The organism is Campylobacter concisus UNSWCS (assembly GCF_000466685.1).
GTDB lineage: Bacteria > Campylobacterota > Campylobacteria > Campylobacterales > Campylobacteraceae > Campylobacter_A > Campylobacter_A concisus_A.
Map to the genome: position 1 here is coordinate 1 of NZ_ANNG01000037.1, position 19250 is coordinate 19250.

A 19250-nucleotide genomic window follows, 5' to 3' on the forward strand; every position below is an offset into this window, starting at 1 on the left:
AGCATTTAAATTTGCTCCTAGTCTATCGATAGGATTTGCAACTAGCTTTTTAAGCAAGAAGATAGATACTATGATAAGAAGCAATGTAACTATAATGCTTGCGATGATGAAGTTTTTGCTAACTACTTTTTGAGGTGTCAAGAAGTCATCAGTAACAGCTGAGCCAAGCACGATCCAGTTTAGCTTGTCAAATGGCTCAAAAGCAACCACTCTCTCAACTCCGTCAGTATTTATGAGTTTGACACCTTCTTTAGTTTTTACTATGTCATCAACTATATCTTTTAGCTGACCTTCTGGTGCTTTGCCAGCTAGTCTTGGGTGGATGTCATAGACATTTGTCTTTGTATTAAAGATAGAGAAGTATCCACGCTCGCCTAGCTTCATTTGTGCCATTGTCTTTTGAAGATCTTCTAAGCCTTCAGTGAAGTCGTAACCTATAAATAAAACAGCTACAACCTCGCCGTTTTGAACGACTGGCTCATAAACACACATATAGTTTCTGCCAAAAATATTGATGGCTCCTATATATGTCTCTTTGTTCATCATCTTTGGATAGATCGTTTTATTTAGCATACCAAGCGCTCTACTGCCATCATCTAGTAAAAGTGAAGTAGAGACAGCAGCAAATTCATTGCCTGATTTTGCAAAGATAGTTGGGATGCCACCGTTTGTTAGCTTTTTGATCTTATCAGATATCCCATGGTCGTTGTTTAGCACGCCCATTTTGTCTGAGATAAGCTCTACAGCATCGTCATTTTCTGTTTTTATGGTTTGGTTAGTGGCTCTTATGTTGCCTAAAGCCTCTTTTAAGATATGCATAGAGAGTACTGCATTTTTTTCGTTGTCTTCATCAAATAGCTCAACTGTGTCCATCGCAAGCGCAACGTTTTGCTGGATAGTTGTTTCTACTCCCTCCTTGATCTCACGCTCTAAGACATGTGATATAAAAAATACAAAGCAAGCCATACAAATGGCAAGAACTAAAGCGATGATCGCTGAGACCTTGACTAAGATGCTACGCAAATTCATCTATATCCTCCTTGGTTTAGATTTTAAGGGTTTATTATACAAATTTTTTCTCGTAAAACATATAGAATTTAGGGGAAAAATAACGAATTTTAAATTTTTGTTTGCTTTGTATTTATAATTATAACTTTTATGAAACTGGAGTAAAAATTTATAAAAAATTGCTATTTAAATTTAGCTTTTTAAGTAAAATTTATAGTTTGGCAAAAGCAAGAAATTTGCGCTTTTGAGGGATTAAAATTTAAATTTGTATCGTTTTGTTGATTTATTGTCTATTTTATTAGATTGGTTTAAGCTTCAAAGCAAAATAACAAAAAAGTGAAATTTGGAGTGTTTTACTCTTGATTTTGTGAAGAAATTTTAAAAAGATTAAATAAAAAAATTAATTTCATACCAAGTTGTGACAAAATTTAGGCTCAAAAATCAAAAAATTTCATAGATAAATTTGCAAAATTTTGATGAGAAATTTGGTCGCAGGGTAAATTTATATATTTTTAAATATAATCACGCTCTGGCACGGTAAGCGGTCGCTTTTGCATCTTGCAAAAGAGGAAAGTCCGAGCTGCGATAAGACAAAGTTCCATCTAACGGATGGCTAGGGAAACCTAAGGGATAGTGTAACAGAAAGCAAACTTCCGCTTCGGCGGTAAAGGTGAAACGGCGGAGTAAGAGCCCACCGGCGCGCTTGGTAACTTGCGCGGCCATATAAACCCAACTTGCAGCAAGAAGGGATGGTTTTGGTCTTATATTAAAACCCTTCGCTAGAGCTTGTTTGTAAAAGCAAGAGTAGATAAATGATCGCTCAAGACAGAACTCGGCTTAACGCCGTGCCTTCGCTTAAATTTAGAGTAAATTTCAAGTAGTAAGCAGTTGGTAAATTTAAAAGATTTTCAAGACAAAACCGGCAAATTTGCCATGCCTTGAAAGTTTGAGATTAGATTAATTTTTTACGTATTTTTGAGCTTTTTGCAGTTTTGTAAGCTCGTTTTGGATGTGTGAAGATTTAGTTTTAAAAAGCTCTATCGCACCGCCGATTAGCGCTTGTGCTTCTTGAGCTGAAGCTAAGCTTTTAAACATATCTTCGCTAAAGCTTTGTGATAGTGCAGCTAGCTTTCTTGTATCTTCGTTTATTAACGCTAGCTTAAATTCATTGATCCAGCTATTCACCTGATGTTACCTCCCTCCATGCTTCTGATAACTGCTTTACGACATTTGTTACTTCATTTAGCGCTGCTATATCGTTTTGGATATTTGCCATAGCAAGAAGCTGCATCTGTCTTGTATAAAGTCCGCTAAGGTAGTGAGCCACGTCGCCTTGAGAATAATCAAGCGAGTTTAAAAGCTCGACAAAGATAGCGTTTGCTCTGTTTATATAATAGACTTTTTTCTCTATATCTCCAGCTTCGATCGCTTTTTTTGTGCGAAATATAAATTTCAAAATTCCGTCATAAAGCATTTCTATTAATTTAGTCGGGGACTCGATGCCCCCGAAACTCGACTGTGCGTATGCACTATATGCACTTTGATTCATTTTTCTCTCTTATTTTCTACTGTTTATCTCAGCATCTATCATTGATTTTAGAGTTGAGAACTGATTTTCTAAACTTGCGATGATAGCGTTGTACTTGATAAAGCGCTCTTGCATCGTTGTATATTTCTCATCTAAAAGCTTTTGAGTGCTCTCTTTATTTTTAGTGATAGACTCACTCTCGTCTTTTAGCTGATTTTGCATAGCGATCATAGTGCCTTTCTTGCCAACAGCACCATCAAGCATCTTAGCTAGCTTTGTAAATAGACCATCAGTTTTTTTAGTCACTGGATTTACAGTGGCTTCACTCATACCAAGAGTTGCTAGTGCAGAAGCCTTGCCTTTTACTTCGATATTTTCGCCATCGCTTCTTTTTAAGATGATCCTCTTGCCGCTTTGATCAAGGCTAGCTGTGACACCGTCGATACCAGCGTCATTGATAGCTTGTTGAAGTTTTAGAGCGTTGTCCTCAGCTGTTCCGCCAGCTGCGGTTGAAAATATAACCGACTTGCCATTTATCGTTAGATCGCCAGCTTGGATATTTAACGCACCTGCGCTAACGGTTGAGTTACCCAAGTAGCTTATCGGCTCAGTCTTGCTTGAACCCATAAAAAATTTCTGAATTTCTTCTGGATCTTTGCTAAGAGCTGCATTAAATTTATTTAGATCAAGTTGGAGCTGACCGTCTTTATCTGGCACTATGCCAAATTTACTTAGCGCTTTGCCTTCGCTATCTTGACCATTTACTAGACGTCCGATGTTTGATCTAAGGCTTGAAATTTCACTTACGCCTTGGAAAGTGCCAGCACCTTTTTCTTCGTCATATTTTGTAGCGATCTCAAGGTTCATTGTCATTAGGTTGTAGTCTTTTATAAACTCTTCAACCGCTTTTATGACTTCGTCTGTATTTTGTGAAATGCTAACATTTGTTTTACCAACCTCATTTAGTGTTATAGTAACACCTGGTCTTAGATTATCAAATGTATTTTTATCCCTTTTAACATTTACGCCATTATATGTAAATTCTGCATCTTGTGCTTTTTGAATTCTATTTTTTTCCAAATTTGATGTCATCTTTGGTGAACCATCAGGATTTGTTAATAGTGTGCCATTCTCATCTGTGTCTTGAAACTGCGTATCATCCCAGCCAAGCTTGTCTAAAATGCCAGATGTATCGTTCGAAATTTTGATAGTCTGCGTAGCGCCAGTGCTGCCTGATTGAAGCATTATTTGATTTGGTTTATCGCCACCAACATTTAAAATTCTAGCTTGCAATTTACCGCCACTTACGTCATTTATCTTATCAACGATATCTTGATATGTTGTCGATCTTGTCACGCCGATAGAGATTTTCTGTCCGTCGATCTCAACGTCAAATGAGCCAGTGCTTGTTGCGCCCACTATCTCTGAAGCTTTTTTGAAATTTTTGCTTTGAAATGTATCTTTTTGAGCAAGTTTTTGCACGTCGATACTAAAGCTTTGCACGCTAACACCGTTTGCTGCAGATGCTGTGACGCTTGAGCCTGCGTTGTTTGTATTTCTCTTTAGATACAAAGCCTCGCCGCCAAGTGTTTTGCCGCTCACATTTACGTTGCTAACAAGAGTTTTTAGCGCCGCAAGGTCTTTTTGTTTAAGATCGTTTTTCTCTAGCCTTGTTGTAAGTGGTTTGATCTGTCCAGCCTCATCAGCCTCTTTTAGTTTCTTGATGAGCTCGTCGTTTAGGCCGCTATTTTTTGTACCGATGCCTAAATTTGTTACGTTACCTACTGCCATTTTTAACTCTCCTTATCAAAAAGTATGCCTATACTTTCCCTAAAGTATTCACTTATTTTTATAGCCTCTTTGCTTGGAAGCTGTGTTATTTCCTCGCCTGTTTTGGCATCTTTTACCTGAACAACCATCAAATTTAACTTCTCGTTGTAAGCAAATCTTACATTCGTATCGAGCTGCTGCATCTGATAGTTTAGCTTATCAGTGACCTCTCTTGTTTTTCTAGCAAGATCCTCGTTGCTAAGCCCGTCAAGCTCGTTAGCATCCTTTGACTTGCCGTTTTTGTCGGCATTTACTTTGACATCAGAGTGCTCGATAGGTCTGCTGTCGATTTGACGCTGAGCCGACGTGCTCATGTTTGCTTCGAGCGTTTGATTTGCCGCTACTTTGAAAATTTCCATAGTTTTACTCCTTAAAACTTACGCTAGCTCCTACATCGGTAAAATTTTAAATTCCTTTAGTATTTATATAAATTTTTGATTATTTAGGTTAAAATCGAGCAAAATTTATAGGACGGGATATGAAAATTTCATTTGAATGCGACTGCATTTTGCTGCAAAAGACCTTGCTACTTTTTTGTGGAAATTTAGCCGCTCATCATAAGGATTGTGATTTTGTAGTAAGTGACCGCGAGATCGTCACAAAAAAACCGCTATTTATAATAGGCAAGAACGCTCATCTTTCTCATCCGTTTAACAAAACCACTCTTCTTGATACGCTCGAGGAGTTTTACTCAGCCACGCAAATTTCAAAGGCAAAAGAGCCAGATCAGATAGTAAATGAAAAGAGCTTGGAGCAAAAAGTATCACTCCTAATTGATAAATTTAAAGCTGATCTGCTTGAAATTTTAAGGGCAAATCAGTGAAGCTTTTTACCAAAATTTCAAGTGGTAAATTTAAAGGCAAAAGGCTTGAATTGCCAAGTCTAAGCACGACAAGAAGCACAAAAAGCATCGTAAAAGAGTCCTTTTTTAACGTCATTAGAGATGAAATTGGCTCACTTACATTTATAGAGGGTTTTGGCGGAAGTGGCGTGATGGCAAGCGAGGCTGTTAGTAACGGAGCGCGCGAGGCTATCGCTATCGAAAAAGATAGAGCTGCTTTTAAGATCACGCAAAGCAACCTTGCAAGCCTGCAAAGTCCAAATTTAAAAGCGATAAATGGCGATAGCTTTGCGCTTTTGCCTGATCTTGTAAATTCGCAAAATGGCAAGATTTTGCTCTATCTTGATCCGCCATTTGACATAAGGGCTGGCTTTGATGATATCTACGAAAAGCTCGTAAATTTGATCTCACAGCTAAAAAAAGAGAAAATTTATATGATAGTTTTTGAGCATAACAGCGACTTTAAATTTGGAGATGAAATTTCTGCGTATAAGCTTGTTAAATTTAAAAAATTTGGAGCTACTTCTCTCTCTTATTTTCAGTAAAAATTTGGAACATCTTTTGCTTTAAAAACCTAAAATAGCTAAATTTTAGGAAAAAATATGAAAAAAATTTTATCTTTTGTAGCAGCTTCAGTGATAGCTACTTCAGCCCTTGCTACGCAGATAAAAGAGCTTGCAAACATCGTTGGCGTAAGGGATAATCAGCTAATAGGCTATGGTTTAGTCGTTGGACTAAACGGCACAGGGGATGGCTCAACGTCAAAATTTACGATCCAGTCGCTATCAAACATGCTTCAAGGCGTAAATGTCAAGATAAATCCAGATGATATCAAGTCTAAAAACGCAGCTGCTGTTATGGTGACGGCAAAATTGCCTGCATTTGCAAGGCATGGCGACAAGCTTGATATCGAGATCTCATCTATCGGCGACGCTAAGAGCTTGCAGGGCGGCACACTTCTTATGACTCCGCTAAAAGGCGTTGATGGCGATATCTACGCTTTGGCTCAAGGACCTCTTAGTATCGGTGGCAAGAGTGCAGGAAGAAGTGGTGGCAACCACCCAACCGTTGGCACTATCTTAAATGGCGCCCTTGTGGAACGCGAGGTCACTTACGATATCTACAACCAAGATAGCATAAAACTAAGCCTAAAAGATACAAATTTTAAAACCGCTCTTGATATCCAAAACGCCATAAATGCAAACATTTCAGACGATACTGCAAAGGCGATCGATCCAAGAACGGTTATCGTTAAAAAGCCAGATGATGTTAGTATCATCGAGCTTGCAAGCGCCGTGCTTGATCTTGATGTCGAGTATAAGCCAGATGAAAAGATCGTAGTTGATGAGAGAACTGGCACGATAGTTAGCGGTATAAACGCAGTAGTTAGTCCAGTCGTGATAACTCATGGCGCTATAACTATAAAGATAGAGCCAAATAGCTACGAAGAGGCAGCACAAAATGATGTAAATATAGGTAGCGACACCTCGGTGGCTCCTAGCCAAAATTTACTTAAAATTTCAGGTGAAAAAACAACCGTTGCAAACGTAACAAGAGCGCTAAACAAGCTTGGTGCAACACCAAGTGACATCATCTCGATACTTGAAAATTTAAAACGAGTTGGCGCGATACAAGTCGATCTGGAGATAATATAATGCAAATAGACAATACCCTAGCACTAAATTCATATAGTGACATCTCAGCAAACAAGATAAAAAACGCAAATGCCAAACAAGATGCACTTTTAAAAGAGCAAACTGATGCTTTTGAAGCATTTATGGTAAAAGCTGTTCTTGATATCGCTTTAAAAGAAGATGATAAGAACTCACTCTATCCAAAAGCCGCTGGCAGCGACATTTACAGGTCTATGTATAATGACGCTATGAGCAAAGCTTTGAGTGGAAATTTAGGTTTTTCAGAACTTTTATACGATTTTTTGAAGAGAGACTCTTAAGTAAATTTATATTTTGCCGATGTAGTGATATAAACATTTTATTTTAAGAGGTATGGATATGATAACTCCTTTGAACCAAAGACCAAACTACCAGGCAAATACGCTAAATAAAAATAGCGATGCTAGAGTTGAAAATGAAAACAAAGAAGTAAAAACAAACGAAAACGCAAGAGTAAAAGAGATAGCTGATGCAATAGCAAATGGCACCTATCAGGTAGATATCTCTAAAACAGCAAAAGCTGTTGCTGATGCGTTGCTCTAAATTTAAAGGAATTTAAATGATAAAGAAGCTTTTGGACGAGGCCATAGGCGAGCTAGACGAGCTTATAAATTTAACGATGCAAGATATCGCCAATATAAAAGAGGCGAAGCACTCAAGCGTTGATGAGAGCGTGAAGAAGAAAAATGCTCTCGTGCGTGCTTTTGAAGATACCAAAAGAGCTTTGGATAAAGAGCTGCTAAGGGTTTCAAAAGAGAGTGGCACTACGACACTTGCAAATGTTTTAGATGATGAAGTGAAGTCAAAACTAGTGCTTATGCGTTCAAAGCTTGAAATTTTGCATAAAGTAAATAAAGAATATGCAAGACACGTCGTTGTTGTTAAGGAGTTTTTCGACTCGCTTAGCAAAAAAGTCTTTGGTACTCAGACTAATGAATACGGACAAGACGGCAGCGGCACAGATAATAATTTTTACAAATCAAGGGTTTAACAAATGGCTAATATCTTTATGTCATTAGGCACAGGCGTTTCAGGGCTAAATGCAGCCCAAGTGCAAATAAGCACAACTGGAAACAACATCACAAACGCCGATAGTAACTACTACACAAGGCAGCGTGTAGTCCAGTCAGCATCTCCAGCGATGAACACTGTCCCTGGTGGCGTTGGCACAGGTACGCAAGTAGATACCGTGACAAGGCTTCACGATGAGTTTGCCTATTCAAGACTAAAATATTCATCATCAAATTTAGAAAATACAGGCTATAAACAGAGAATTTTACAAGAGGCGACAAAATACTTCCCAGATCTAAAAGATAACGGCATGGTAAAAGATATACAGGAGTATTTTGCTGCGTGGAACAACTTTGCTTCAAACCCAGACGAGGGCGCTCAAAAGGTAAATTTGATAAACAAAGCTAGCGTTTTAACAGCTAGCATCAACCGCTCATCAAAGATGCTTTATGATATGCACACACAGATAGATGAGACTATAAAGATAAATATAAACGAGATAAACTCACTTGGCAAGCAAATAGCAAACATCAATAAGCAAATTCAAAGAGTAGAGTCAGGCGCAGACGCTGGCATCAAGATAAATGCAAATGACCTTCGTGATAAGCGCGATGAGCTAGAGCTTGCTATGTCAAAGCTAGTAAATACAGCTGTTTATAAAAGCGATCTAAAAAGCGAGTCAAGGATAGATACAGGCATAAGCGATCAAGGAAGATACTACAACCTAAATATCGGCGGTGTGAGCATCGTTGATGGCGTAAATTTTCATGAAATTTCTATGAGCTCAACCGAGAGTGGGCAATACACGAAAATTTATTATGAAAGAGAAGATGGCAGACGCATCCCTATGGAGGAGAAGATCACAAATGGCAAGATAGGCGCTGCGCTTGATCTTAGAGGCCGCAACTACGAGCCAGACAATGATAAATTTAGCGATGGTATCATCCAAAAATATATCGACAACCTAAATACATTTTCAAAAACTTTAATAACTAGCACAAATAACGTCTATGCCGAGTCTGCGGTTGAAATTTCAAACTCAGATCCGATCAGCTATCTAGAAAACGACAAGACGCTGATGAACCACGACAACAGTATAAGAAATGGCAGTTTTGATGCTATAGTTTATGATAACAAAGGCAATGTCGTAGCCAAAAAGACCATCGAGATAAACGGCACTACGACGATGAATGATACAAAATACGGCAACTCTGTTGTGCAGGATTTTAACTCAAATTCAGACGATAACAACGACAACAACATGCTAAATGACGTCGATGACTTCTTTGAAGCGTCGTATTTTTATGATAAAAATACGCATCAAGGCACATTTGCGCTCATACCAAAGCAAGCTCAAGGGCTTTATAGCATCTCAATAGTCGATCACGGCACAAATTTCCCAGGCGTTGTTGGTATCAACAGATTTTTTTCTGGCACAAACTCAAATACAATCGGCATCAATCAAAATTTCACTCAAGATCACACAAAACTTCGTGCCTACTCAAAGCCAGTCGTGGGTAATAACGAAGTTGCAAACAAGATGATCCAGCTTCAGTACCAAAAGCAGACATTTTACTCAAGTGGCACTGCGCTTGATAGAGATGAAACGATCGAGGGATATTATCGTTATTTCACAACCGATATGGCGAGCGATACCGAGGCAAACAACACTATCCACGACACAAACACATCTTTGCAAAGGACTGCTGAAGAGGAATTTCAATCAACAAGCGGCGTAGATACCAACGAAGAGCTTACAAACTTAATCCGCTTTCAAGCAAGCTACGGTGCAGCAGCAAAAATCATCACGACCGTTGATCAGATGCTTGACACGCTTCTTTCACTAAAACAATGAGCGAACTAAAGAGCCTTTTAGACGCACACGTACTTAGTAAAAATACAAATTCGGGGCTATTTGACGCCCCGGACCCACTTCAAGTAGCTACTAAATTTAAAGAGCCAAACATAGCGCTTATTTGTGCGTTATTTGCCTATGGCAACGCAAAAATGATAGTTAAATTTCTAAATTCGCTTGAATTTAGCCTGCTTGATGAGAGCGAGCAAAATATCAAGAAAAATCTTTCAAATTTCAAATACCGCTTTCAAAATGAAAATGATGTGAGAGAAATTTTTATCACGCTTTCACGCCTGAAAAAAGAGGGCAACATAGAAGAAATTTTGCGCCAAGGTCTTGCAAAAAACGGCGAGATGATAGAGGGCGTAAATGAGCTTATTAAATTTATTTATGGGCTAAATTCTTACCGCTCAGATGGATATGAGTTTTTCTTTGGCAAGAGTTTTGAGAGGGAGCCACAAAGTCCATATAAACGCTACAATATGTATCTTCGCTGGATGGTGCGAGATAGCGACATCGACCTTGGACTATTTAAAAATTTGCCAAAAGATAGGCTTTTGATGCCACTTGACGTGCACACGCATAGGGTTTCGTTAAATTTAGGACTTATAAATAGAAAGAGCTACGACTTCAAAGCGGTGATGGAGCTTACAAAAAAACTTAGAGAATTTGACGAGCTTGATCCGATAAAATATGACTTTGCGCTTTACAGGATAGGGCAGAGCAAAGAGTTAGAAACTATCGTAAAAAATCTTAAAAAATAAAAATTATTGCTAAATTTCTAAATTTAGGATAGACTTACCATACAATTTTATCCATAAGGAGCTTGTATGAAAAAAATCGTTTTACTAAGTGCAGTTTTAGGAACTTTGCTTTTTGCTCACGAGGGTCATCACTTTGATCCAAAGGCTGGCGAACATCTAGTCATACCTGTTAATGAGCTAAGCGAAAAGGGCGATAAGAGCGTTGGCGAAGTAGTAGCTGTTAAGACAAACTACGGCGTTGCATTTTTTCCAAATTTAAAAGGTCTTCCTGCAGGACTTCACGGCTTTCACGTTCATCAAAATGCCGATTGTGGCGCGACTGAAAAAGGTCTTGGTATGAAAGCAGGCGGTCACTGGGATCCAGCTGAAACAAAGATGCACTCATTTGCATGGGACGATAAGGGTCACAAAGGCGATCTACCAGCGCTTTACGTAGATGCTGAGGGGAATGCAAACTACCCAGTGCTAGCTCCAAAGATAAAAAACCTTGACGAGCTAAAAGGTCACTCACTGATGGTTCACGTCGGTGGCGACAACCACAGCGACCAGCCAAAAGCACTTGGCGGTGGCGGCGCTAGAATGCTTTGCGGCGTTATTAAATAATTAAACCTCACAAAAAGCCTTTAAATTTATATATTTAAAGGCTTTTTTAAATTTAGCGCTCAAATTTAACCCCCGTTTCTAAGATGAAATTTCAAAATTTTAAACTACAATCCGCTTTTTAACTTAAATTTACAAAGAACAAAAATGGAATTTGACCTACTTAGCTACACTGTCTTTTTTGTCGCCGCGTTTTTGGGCGGTTTTATCGATGCGATCGCAGGAGGCGGTGGACTGATCACTTTGCCAGCCATCATGGCTATGGGCGTGCCACCTCATTTAGCTCTTGGCACAAACAAACTTCAAGGCGTCTTTGGCAGCTTCACGGCAACGCTAAATTTCACTAAAAAAGGGCTGATTAACTACAAAGAGTGCTTTGTTGGCATAGTTTTTACATTTATTGGAGCCCTCATTGGCGCAACGCTCATCTTATTTTTAAATGCAAATTTCTTAAAAATAATCATCCCATTTTTGCTAATCGCCATCTTCATCTACACGCTTTTTATGCCAAAAATAGGCGAGAGCGACAGGGCTGCAAAGATGAATGAGGGGCTTTTTTATGTCGTTTTTGGACTAATTCTTGGCTTTTATGATGGCTTTTTTGGCCCAGGAGCAGGCTCGTTTTGGATGTTTGCGATGGTGGCTTTGATTGGGCTAAATTTAAAAAAAGCTGTCGCTCACACGAAAGCTTTAAATTTCACCAGCAACATCGTAGCCCTTGGCGTTTTTGTAGCAGGCGGGCAGATACTTTGGTTAGTTGGCTTTTTGATGGCTGTGGGACAAATTTTAGGAGCTTATTTTGGCTCAAATTTAGTCATCAAAAAAGAGGTCAAATTTATTAGAACGATGTTTTTGATAGTTGTCGCAGCGACCATTTGCAAACTACTTTTTGACTACTTTAAGGCTTAAAATTAAAAATGTTTTAACAATAATTTTGTTACAATCACGCAAAATTCTAAATCTAAGGTAAATCAATGAAAGATTTGTTTCTATTCTCAAATTTGCTAAACCATTCACATGCCTTTGTCTACGCGTTTCACTTTTGCCTTGTAGCTTTGATCATCCTTATCGTTGCTTACATCGCAAGGAGTAAAATGCAGCTTGTGCCAAGAGGCCTTCAAAACATAGTTGAGGCTTATTTGGAGGGCGTTATCTCTATGGGCAAGGATACTTTAGGCAGCGAAAAGCTAGCTAGAAAATACCTACCACTTGTCGCAACTATCGGTTTTATCGTATTTTTCTCAAACGTCATCGGTATCATCCCTGGCTTTGAGTCACCAAGTTCAAGCTTAAATTTAACTCTAGTTTTGGCTTTGGTTGTATTTATTTATTACAACTTTGAGGGCATTAGAGAAAATGGCTTGTTCAAATACTTTGGACACTTCATGGGACCAAACAAATTTCTAGCTCCTATAATGTTTCCAGTCGAAGTCATCTCACATCTTTCACGTGTAGTTTCGCTATCTTTCCGTCTTTTTGGTAACATCAAGGGCGATGACTTGTTTCTACTTGCGATGCTTACACTTGCACCATGGTTTGCTCCACTTCCAGCCTTTGCACTTCTAACACTTATGGCTGTTTTGCAAACATTTATCTTCATGATGCTAACTTACGTTTATCTAGCTGGTGCTGTTGCCATTAGCGAGCATGAGCATTAAAATTTAAAGCCATATTTTTATATGGCTTTTCTCTTTTTAAATTTATTCTCCAAAAACATTTTTAACCTATATAAATAGATCGCTAAAGCTCCCCTTTAGATATTTTAAAAGAAAGTATCGCTAAAATACGCACTAAAAATTTGCATAAATTTAAAGGTAAAAATATGTTTGAAGTTGTTATCGGTTTAGAAGTTCATACTCAGCTTAATACAAAAACTAAAATTTTCTGCTCTTGCTCGACTAGCTTTGGCGATGAGGCAAACACTCACGTTTGCCCGACCTGCCTAGCTCTGCCTGGAGCGCTACCTGTGCTAAACGAAGAGGCAGTCAAAAAGGCGATCAGCTTTGGCACAGCGATAAACGCTAAGATAAATAAAAAATCAGTCTTTAATAGAAAAAACTACTTCTACCCAGACCTTCCAAAGGCATATCAAATTTCACAGTTTGAGATACCTATCGTAGAAGGCGGCGAGCTCATCATCGACGTAAATGGCACTAAAAAACGTATCGGCGTAACTAGAGCGCACCTTGAAGAGGACGCTGGTAAAAATATCCACGAAGAAAATGAGAGCTTGGTCGATCTAAACAGGGCCGGCACGCCGCTTCTTGAGATAGTTAGCGAGCCAGACCTTAGAAGTAGCGACGAGGCGGTGGCTTATCTTAAAAAACTGCACTCAATCCTTCGCTTTTTAAACATCAGCGACGCAAATATGCAAGAGGGAAGCTTCCGCTGCGACGCAAACGTCTCTATCCGTCCAAAAGGCGACACCAAGCTTTACACAAGAGTTGAGATAAAAAACCTAAACTCATTTAAATTTATCCAAAAAGCGATCGACTACGAGGTAGAGCGCCAAAGTGCAGCTTGGGAAGATGGCAAATATGACGAAGAAGTCTATCAAGAGACAAGGCTCTTTGACACGACAAATTTAGTAACAAGATCTATGCGTGGCAAAGAGGATAGCGCGGAGTATAGGTATTTTCCTGATCCTGACTTGCTACCTGTTGAGGTGCCAGAAGAGATGTATAACGAAGCGATCAAAATTCCAGAGCTTGCCGAGCAAAAGGTCGCAAGATATGTTAGTGAGCTAGGCGTAAAAGAGAGTGATGCGCTAAATTTAACTCAAAGCGTTGAGATGGCTAGATATTTTGAAGAGCTAATCGCTGCTGGAATTCAGCCAAAGCTTGCTACTACGTGGCTTATAGTCGAGCTTCTTGGCCGATTAAATAACGGCGTAACGATCGAGACAAGCCCAGTTAGCAGCGCCAAGATGATAAATTTACTAAAACGCATAGAAGATGGCACGATTAGCGGCAAGGCTGCAAAAGAGGTGCTAGACTATCTAATGGAGCATGACGCAGACGTCGATAGCGTCATCGAAAAACTTGGCTTAAAACAAGTGAGCGACGACTCAGCGATCATCGCGATCATAGATCAAATTTTAGCTGCAAACTCCGACAAAGTCGAAGAGTATAAAAACGGCAAAGATAAGATGTTTGGCTTCTTTGTCGGTCAGGTGATGAAAGAGGGCAAGGGTGCCTTTAACCCAGGCAAGGTCAATGAGCTTTTAAAGGCCAAAATAGGCTAAAAAAGGGCTAAAATGAGCATAGCAGTCATCGGAGCTGGCAAGTGGGGCAGTGCGCTTTTTCACGCATTTAGTGAAAATAACGAGTGCGTCATCAGCTCAAGAACGCCAAGAGAGATGCCAAATTTTGTAAGCTTAGATGAAGCTTTGGAGTGCGAATATCTAGTCTGCACGATCCCAACGCAAGCTACAAATTTATGGTTAAAGCAAAACTACAAAAACAAAGGTCAAAAGATCCTAGTCGCCAGCAAAGGCATAGACACGGCAAATCTTAAATTTCTAAATGAAATTTATGAAGACTTTGTTGATAGAGAAAATTTGGCCTTTCTTTCTGGGCCGACCTTTGCAAAAGAGATCATGCAAAAGCTGCCTTGTGCATTGGTGGTAAATTCTAAAAACCAAAATTTAGCTTTAAAATTTGCCTCATTTTTCCCAAGCTATATGAAAGCCTACACATCTGATGATGTGATCGGTGCTGAGGTGTGTGGTGCGTATAAAAACGTGATCGCCATAGCTGGTGGCATCTGCGACGGACTTGGTCTTGGCAACAACGCAAGAGCTAGCCTCATTTCACGTGGGCTTGTTGAGATGGCTAGATTTGGCAAATTTTTTGGTGCAAAAGATGAGACATTTATGGGGCTAAGCGGCGCAGGAGATCTTTTCTTAACCGCCTCATCGATACTTTCGCGCAACTACCGCGTAGGTCTAGGCATCGCAAGGCACGAGAGATTAGAGAAAATTTTAAATGAGCTTGGCGAGGTGGCAGAGGGTGTGGATACTGCAAGGGCTATTAGCAAGATCGCTAAAGAAAAGGGCATATATGTACCCATCGCCAGTGAGGTTGAAAATATGCTAAATGGCAAAGATGTTTTTGAGAGCGTAAAATCGCTTTTGGGAAGAAGATGAGAGCTTTTAAATTTATACTTTTTGTGACTATTTTTGCTATGGGGCTAAACGGCGCAGAGGTGAGCCTAAGAGCCAAGGTCTCGCAGATGATAATGGTTGGCTTTAACGGAGCTAGCACAAAAGATGTTGCGTTTCGCGCGATGTTAAGCGACGCTGGGTATGAGAGATTTGGCGGAGTGATGCTACTTGGCAGAAACGTCACCAATAAAGCCCAACTAAAAGCTAGCATAAAGGCCATCAAAGAGAAAAGTCCTAAAATTTTCATCGCTATCGATGAAGAGGGCGGCAACGTGAGCCGAATGAAGGATAAGAGCTTTGACGGTCCATATCCTAGCGCATACGAGGTCGCAAGCACGCTTGATATCAAAAGCGCATACGATCTCTACTCAAAAATGGCTATAAATTTAAAAGAGTGCGGCATAAATTTAAATTTCGCCCCAGTGGTTGATCTGCACGATGAAAACTCGCCGATCATTGCCGCTAAGCAAAGGGCGTTTAGCGAGTATGCGAGCAAGGTTGTGATCTATGCTGATGCTTTTATGGACGCATTTAAAGAGCAGGGCATCCTAACGACACTTAAGCACTTCCCAGGACATGGCAGCTCAAAAGAGGACTCACATAAAAATAAGAGCGAGGTCACGCTAAGCAAAGATGCGCTACTGCCATACAAAGACGCGATAAGCACAGGTAGAGCGCAGATCATCATGGTCGGACACCTTTTTGTAAAGGGTATCGACGAAGACAATCCAGCCACACTTTCTAAAAAAATAATAACCGATCTCTTGCGAAATGAGCTTAAATTTAATGGCGTGGTTATCAGCGATGATATGCTGATGAAAGGCGTTGGCGACGAAGCTTTAGCGCAAAAAGTGGTGAAATTTATAAACGCTGGTGGCGATATCTTGCTCTTTAGCGAGTTTAAGATAAATAACCAAAGAACGGCCGATCTTATCACTCAGATCATAATCGATGCTGTAAATGAGAAAAAGATCAGCAAAGAGCGAATCGACGCTTCATATAAGAGGATAATGGCTCTAAAGGCGAAGCTTTAAATTTGGCTTTTAGAAAGTTACGCTAGTAAATTTGCGTTATTTTCGTCTTTTTCAAGATCAAAATATAAAATTTCAAGCAGCATTTTATCGTCGTATCTAAAATTCATAGTTTTTTGTCTTATGTCATCTATCTTTGGATATATTAGGTAAAGATTGCTGCACTCATGTTTTTTGCCATAAGCATATAGCTGATATAGGTCGGCTTGTGAGATATCATCTTTTGACTTTACGATCTTCCATTTTGTGTCGGCTATAAATTTGCCTTTTAAAAATATATCAGGCCTTAGTTTAAAACTTTTTGGCTCTTCTACGAGGTGTTTTTCTGAGTGTTGTAATATTGTGCTTGGAAAGCTTTTCTTTATAAAATCTCCAACATAGCTTTCAAAAAGCGCATTCATATCAAATAGCAAGGCAAAGGCTAGATCATCGCCCTTGTGCGGTGTAAATGAGTTGCCAAGCAAAAAGATCTTGCACCATAAAAGAGTTTGCTCATAGTGCTTTACTTGGCGGTTTATGACAAGCTTTGCAAAGAAATTTTTATAATCCTCACACTCCGAGACCTCATCAAATATAAATAAAAGCTCGCGTATTTTTTGCTGATTTTTACTAGAATTTGATTTTTTGTATAGAAATTTAAGCGTCGTTTTTATGATCCTATTTATCTTTATATCACTTAAAAATTCGCTGTATCCTACGTAAAACCGCTCTTTGTGGACGCTATTTCTTTTTATCTGCTCGTTTATGTTTAGCTTCCCTTTTAGAAAATTTAGGTTATCGTCTAGCACCACATAGTCACTTTTTATCCCCTTTTTTACAAGAGCTTCAAGCTCACACAAAAACATAGAGATGAAAATTTCCAAAAGCGGTAAATTTTGGGTTTTTAAACTAGCCAAATTTGAGCTTTTAAATGGGAAATTTTTTAGCGTTCTTAGCATTTTTATAAAAACTGCTTTCGATCTTTCGGCGTCGTTTTTGTCTGCTATTTTTGGAAAAATATCTATCGTTAAGCCACTTTTTGTTTGCAAAACGCCGACATAGTTTCTAGCTTGTATAAATTTCCCGCCAACTCCGCTTGCTATCCTTAAAAACGGCGCATTTTCATCGCTATTTTTAAGGATAAAATTTTCTATATCGCCAAAGTCTTTTTTGCATATATCGTGCTGATATATGCGCTCAAACTCAGTTAGGGTTAGCTGACTTTGCTTCATCTACTTGGCTACTTGTTGAATTGTAAATTTTTAGATAGTTTTGCTCGTCGTAAAAAGCTTCTTTGTCTATTTCGTATAAAATTTTGTCGTTTATATAGTCCGTGCCGCTTTTAAATAAAGCATTTGCTGACTTCTTTTCTTTGATAAATTGACTATCACCCAAAACGAGCCTGATTTTCTCCCAGTCGTCGTAAAAATACTCTTGTAGTAGCGGTAAAATTTTGTTTTTAAAGACATTCGCAAGCGTTTTCAAGTCTGACACATTTATGAAATAAGCGTGCCCTATCGTGTGGTCTCTGTCGTAAAGATATTCTATGCGCTCGTTTATCGTTTTTAGCATTTTTCCTATATTTATGTCTTCGATATTTATTTCGTTTAGGTTGTCATATTCTGGCATCATCTCCACAAACTCAAACCTTCTTCTAAGAGCCGTATCCATAAGAGCTATGCTTCGATCTGCTGTATTCATCGTGCCTATTATGTATAAATTTGAGGGCACTCCAAATTTCTCTTTTGAATATGGCAGCTCGACCATTATCTCATCATCTGCCCCTAGCCTTTTTGACGGCTCTATAAGAGTTATGAGCTCACCAAAAATTTTAGATATATTTCCGCGATTGATCTCGTCGATAAAGATGGCATATTTTGGTGTGTTTTCATTAAAAAACTTTTGTCGCTCATCTTTTGGCAAATCGCAAAAGTCCCTAAGTTTGCCTTTGTAATCACTAAGAAGCAAAGCATTTTCGCAGCACTGATAAAAAATGCCTTTTGATATCTCATAAGTTATATCGCCATCTTCGTTTTCGCCATCAAATATGGGCTTTATACCCTCAACAAATTCCTCATATCCGTAGCTTTGGTGAAATGTTATAAATTTAAAATTTTCTTTAGTGTAGCTTGTGCCTACCTTTTTATCTTTTATCTCTTTGTATTTTTCGTAAAGCTCTATGGCTTCAGGGCACTCATCATTAAGTATTTTTGTATCTACACACCATTCACTTTTCTCGTTTTTCTCAAAGATAAAAGGCGCTCGTCTTTCTTGTGTTTTTACATATTCACAATCCATTTTTGTATGAAATAACAAATCTGATGATATTGTTTGTATTGGTGTTTTTGAACCTGATTTTATTGATTTTAATTTAAATAAAATGTGATTTACTATGCCGTTATTTAGTTTAAGCCAACCGCCATTAGTGTTTGACTCAGCTGCATCATACAAGATGGCTGCAGCCACTTGATACCAAGTGTAGTTTTCTATTTTTAACATTTCATATAACGCATCAGTGTCACCACTTGATTTTACATTGAGATCTTGAGTAAATTTGTCCATGATCTTTGAAAGCTTATATGTCTTTCCAGTTCCTGGAGGACCATATAAAATTTGATTTAGTGAGAAATTTGTTCTATGTTTTTGTATTTCATTGTTTGTTGTTGGCATTGTTATTCCTTTGCTATTTATAAATTCTATATACTTACTTACTGCTGAATTATAGTCAGCAAAAGATTTTTTTGTTTTTCCAGATTTTAAAAACTCTTCTTCTAGATATTTTGGATTTTTGCTTTTTAAGTCATAATAATCAAAAACTGAGTAAATTTTATTGTCTTCTAAATAACTAATAAAATTTCTTAAATAGGTTTGATATTGTGGAACCGTATTTTTACTTAAAGTTTTTTTACAATAATCTTTAAAACCGTCATAGTCTATATTCTCAAACACGCTTACTCCTTCAATT

Annotated in this window: 21 protein-coding genes and 1 other RNA gene; 15 read left to right on the forward strand and 7 right to left on the reverse strand. The window is 38.6% G+C overall.

The window, feature by feature from the left end:
- A partial coding sequence (locus UNSWCS_RS07770) for a Cache 3/Cache 2 fusion domain-containing protein (protein WP_035143744.1) occupies positions 1–1029 on the reverse strand: 1029 nt, incomplete at its 3' end.
- A 508-nt stretch (positions 1030–1537) separates the two neighbouring features.
- Here UNSWCS_RS07770 and rnpB point away from each other — a divergent pair.
- An RNA gene (gene rnpB, locus UNSWCS_RS11525) (RNase P RNA component class A) lies at positions 1538–1864 on the forward strand.
- Positions 1865–1965: 101 nt separating this feature from the next.
- Here rnpB and UNSWCS_RS07775 read toward each other — a convergent pair.
- The 4 genes from UNSWCS_RS07775 to UNSWCS_RS07790 are packed head-to-tail and all read right to left on the reverse strand — an operon-like array spanning position 1966 to position 4725.
- Positions 1966–2193, reverse strand: a complete 228-nt coding sequence (locus UNSWCS_RS07775) for a hypothetical protein (protein WP_021085119.1) — start codon at positions 2191–2193, stop codon at positions 1966–1968.
- Positions 2186–2557 (reverse strand): flagellar export chaperone FliS, encoded by a 372-nt coding sequence (gene fliS / locus UNSWCS_RS07780; RefSeq protein WP_035143745.1) that lies wholly within the window; start codon positions 2555–2557, stop codon positions 2186–2188. The genes UNSWCS_RS07775 and fliS overlap by 8 nt, the downstream gene beginning before the upstream one ends.
- A gap of 9 nt (positions 2558–2566) precedes the next feature.
- Positions 2567–4327: a flagellar filament capping protein FliD gene (gene fliD / locus UNSWCS_RS07785; protein ID WP_021088072.1), complete on the reverse strand. Its 1761-nt coding sequence runs from the start codon at positions 4325–4327 to the stop codon at positions 2567–2569.
- A gap of 2 nt (positions 4328–4329) precedes the next feature.
- Complete coding sequence (locus tag UNSWCS_RS07790) at positions 4330–4725, reverse strand: FlaG family protein (RefSeq protein WP_021088069.1); 396 nt, start codon at positions 4723–4725, stop codon at positions 4330–4332.
- Positions 4726–4844: 119 nt separating this feature from the next.
- On the opposite strand from UNSWCS_RS07790, the gene UNSWCS_RS07795 reads away from it, so the two are divergent.
- From UNSWCS_RS07795 to UNSWCS_RS07860, 14 genes are all read left to right on the forward strand, one after another.
- Positions 4845–5189 (forward strand): hypothetical protein, encoded by a 345-nt coding sequence (locus UNSWCS_RS07795; protein WP_021086274.1) that lies wholly within the window; start codon positions 4845–4847, stop codon positions 5187–5189.
- Positions 5186–5752 (forward strand): 16S rRNA (guanine(966)-N(2))-methyltransferase RsmD, encoded by a 567-nt coding sequence (rsmD, locus tag UNSWCS_RS07800; protein ID WP_021088073.1) that lies wholly within the window; start codon positions 5186–5188, stop codon positions 5750–5752. Before UNSWCS_RS07795 ends, rsmD begins: the two co-directional genes overlap by 4 nt.
- 57 nt (positions 5753–5809) lie before the next feature.
- On the forward strand, positions 5810–6862 hold the full coding sequence (locus tag UNSWCS_RS07805; protein ID WP_021088078.1) for a flagellar basal body P-ring protein FlgI: 1053 nt from the start codon (positions 5810–5812) through the stop codon (positions 6860–6862).
- Complete coding sequence (locus UNSWCS_RS07810; protein WP_012001656.1) at positions 6862–7161, forward strand: rod-binding protein; 300 nt, start codon at positions 6862–6864, stop codon at positions 7159–7161. Before UNSWCS_RS07805 ends, UNSWCS_RS07810 begins: the two co-directional genes overlap by 1 nt.
- 58 nt (positions 7162–7219) lie before the next feature.
- Positions 7220–7423 carry a flagellar biosynthesis anti-sigma factor FlgM gene (locus UNSWCS_RS07815; RefSeq protein ID WP_035142326.1) on the forward strand — a complete coding sequence of 68 codons (204 nt, stop codon included), beginning with the start codon at positions 7220–7222 and terminating at the stop codon, positions 7421–7423.
- 16 nt (positions 7424–7439) lie between these two features.
- A complete protein-coding gene (locus UNSWCS_RS07820; RefSeq protein ID WP_012001657.1) occupies positions 7440–7871 on the forward strand; it encodes a flagellar export chaperone FlgN in 432 nt (143 codons plus the stop codon).
- A 3-nt stretch (positions 7872–7874) separates the two neighbouring features.
- Complete coding sequence (flgK, locus tag UNSWCS_RS07825; protein WP_002942291.1) at positions 7875–9746, forward strand: flagellar hook-associated protein FlgK; 1872 nt, start codon at positions 7875–7877, stop codon at positions 9744–9746.
- A complete protein-coding gene (locus tag UNSWCS_RS07830) occupies positions 9743–10510 on the forward strand; it encodes a TIGR02757 family protein (protein ID WP_021088080.1) in 768 nt (255 codons plus the stop codon). The genes flgK and UNSWCS_RS07830 overlap by 4 nt, the downstream gene beginning before the upstream one ends.
- A gap of 66 nt (positions 10511–10576) precedes the next feature.
- Complete coding sequence (locus UNSWCS_RS07835; protein WP_002942317.1) at positions 10577–11113, forward strand: superoxide dismutase family protein; 537 nt, start codon at positions 10577–10579, stop codon at positions 11111–11113.
- Positions 11114–11257: 144 nt separating this feature from the next.
- Positions 11258–12019 (forward strand): TSUP family transporter, encoded by a 762-nt coding sequence (locus UNSWCS_RS07840; protein ID WP_021088068.1) that lies wholly within the window; start codon positions 11258–11260, stop codon positions 12017–12019.
- Between the two features lie 65 nt (positions 12020–12084).
- Positions 12085–12768 (forward strand): F0F1 ATP synthase subunit A, encoded by a 684-nt coding sequence (locus tag UNSWCS_RS07845; protein WP_021088082.1) that lies wholly within the window; start codon positions 12085–12087, stop codon positions 12766–12768.
- Positions 12769–12932: 164 nt separating this feature from the next.
- Positions 12933–14354: an Asp-tRNA(Asn)/Glu-tRNA(Gln) amidotransferase subunit GatB gene (gene gatB / locus UNSWCS_RS07850; RefSeq protein WP_035143746.1), complete on the forward strand. Its 1422-nt coding sequence runs from the start codon at positions 12933–12935 to the stop codon at positions 14352–14354.
- 12 nt (positions 14355–14366) lie between these two features.
- On the forward strand, positions 14367–15257 hold the full coding sequence (locus UNSWCS_RS07855) for an NAD(P)H-dependent glycerol-3-phosphate dehydrogenase (protein ID WP_021086264.1): 891 nt from the start codon (positions 14367–14369) through the stop codon (positions 15255–15257).
- Positions 15254–16309 (forward strand): glycoside hydrolase family 3 N-terminal domain-containing protein, encoded by a 1056-nt coding sequence (locus UNSWCS_RS07860; protein ID WP_021088075.1) that lies wholly within the window; start codon positions 15254–15256, stop codon positions 16307–16309. Before UNSWCS_RS07855 ends, UNSWCS_RS07860 begins: the two co-directional genes overlap by 4 nt.
- Positions 16310–16326: 17 nt before the next feature.
- On the opposite strand, the gene UNSWCS_RS07865 is transcribed toward UNSWCS_RS07860, so the two are convergent.
- Both UNSWCS_RS07865 and UNSWCS_RS07870 read right to left on the reverse strand, forming a co-directional pair.
- Complete coding sequence (locus UNSWCS_RS07865) at positions 16327–17517, reverse strand: McrC family protein (RefSeq protein WP_021088087.1); 1191 nt, start codon at positions 17515–17517, stop codon at positions 16327–16329.
- The gene (locus UNSWCS_RS07870; RefSeq protein WP_051267840.1) at positions 17489–19234 is read right to left on the reverse strand and encodes an McrB family protein; all 1746 of its coding nucleotides are present in this window, start codon (positions 19232–19234) and stop codon (positions 17489–17491) included. The genes UNSWCS_RS07865 and UNSWCS_RS07870 overlap by 29 nt, the downstream gene beginning before the upstream one ends.
- Positions 19235–19250: the final 16 nt, after the last annotated feature.

Coding starts and splice junctions, on each gene's coding strand:
- flgK (WP_002942291.1), top strand. CDS start 7,875: ATGGCTAATATCTTTATGTCATTAGGCACAGGCGTTTCAGGGCTAAAT.
- UNSWCS_RS07810 (WP_012001656.1), top strand. CDS start 6,862: ATGCAAATAGACAATACCCTAGCACTAAATTCATATAGTGACATCTCA.
- UNSWCS_RS07860 (WP_021088075.1), top strand. CDS start 15,254: ATGAGAGCTTTTAAATTTATACTTTTTGTGACTATTTTTGCTATGGGG.
- UNSWCS_RS07815 (WP_035142326.1), top strand. CDS start 7,220: ATGATAACTCCTTTGAACCAAAGACCAAACTACCAGGCAAATACGCTA.
- gatB (WP_035143746.1), top strand. CDS start 12,933: ATGTTTGAAGTTGTTATCGGTTTAGAAGTTCATACTCAGCTTAATACA.
- UNSWCS_RS07830 (WP_021088080.1), top strand. CDS start 9,743: ATGAGCGAACTAAAGAGCCTTTTAGACGCACACGTACTTAGTAAAAAT.
- UNSWCS_RS07805 (WP_021088078.1), top strand. CDS start 5,810: ATGAAAAAAATTTTATCTTTTGTAGCAGCTTCAGTGATAGCTACTTCA.
- fliS (WP_035143745.1), bottom strand. CDS start 2,557: ATGAATCAAAGTGCATATAGTGCATACGCACAGTCGAGTTTCGGGGGC.
- fliD (WP_021088072.1), bottom strand. CDS start 4,327: ATGGCAGTAGGTAACGTAACAAATTTAGGCATCGGTACAAAAAATAGC.
- UNSWCS_RS07790 (WP_021088069.1), bottom strand. CDS start 4,725: ATGGAAATTTTCAAAGTAGCGGCAAATCAAACGCTCGAAGCAAACATG.
- UNSWCS_RS07795 (WP_021086274.1), top strand. CDS start 4,845: ATGAAAATTTCATTTGAATGCGACTGCATTTTGCTGCAAAAGACCTTG.
- UNSWCS_RS07840 (WP_021088068.1), top strand. CDS start 11,258: ATGGAATTTGACCTACTTAGCTACACTGTCTTTTTTGTCGCCGCGTTT.
- UNSWCS_RS07835 (WP_002942317.1), top strand. CDS start 10,577: ATGAAAAAAATCGTTTTACTAAGTGCAGTTTTAGGAACTTTGCTTTTT.
- UNSWCS_RS07845 (WP_021088082.1), top strand. CDS start 12,085: ATGAAAGATTTGTTTCTATTCTCAAATTTGCTAAACCATTCACATGCC.
- UNSWCS_RS07820 (WP_012001657.1), top strand. CDS start 7,440: ATGATAAAGAAGCTTTTGGACGAGGCCATAGGCGAGCTAGACGAGCTT.
- UNSWCS_RS07855 (WP_021086264.1), top strand. CDS start 14,367: ATGAGCATAGCAGTCATCGGAGCTGGCAAGTGGGGCAGTGCGCTTTTT.
- UNSWCS_RS07865 (WP_021088087.1), bottom strand. CDS start 17,517: ATGAAGCAAAGTCAGCTAACCCTAACTGAGTTTGAGCGCATATATCAG.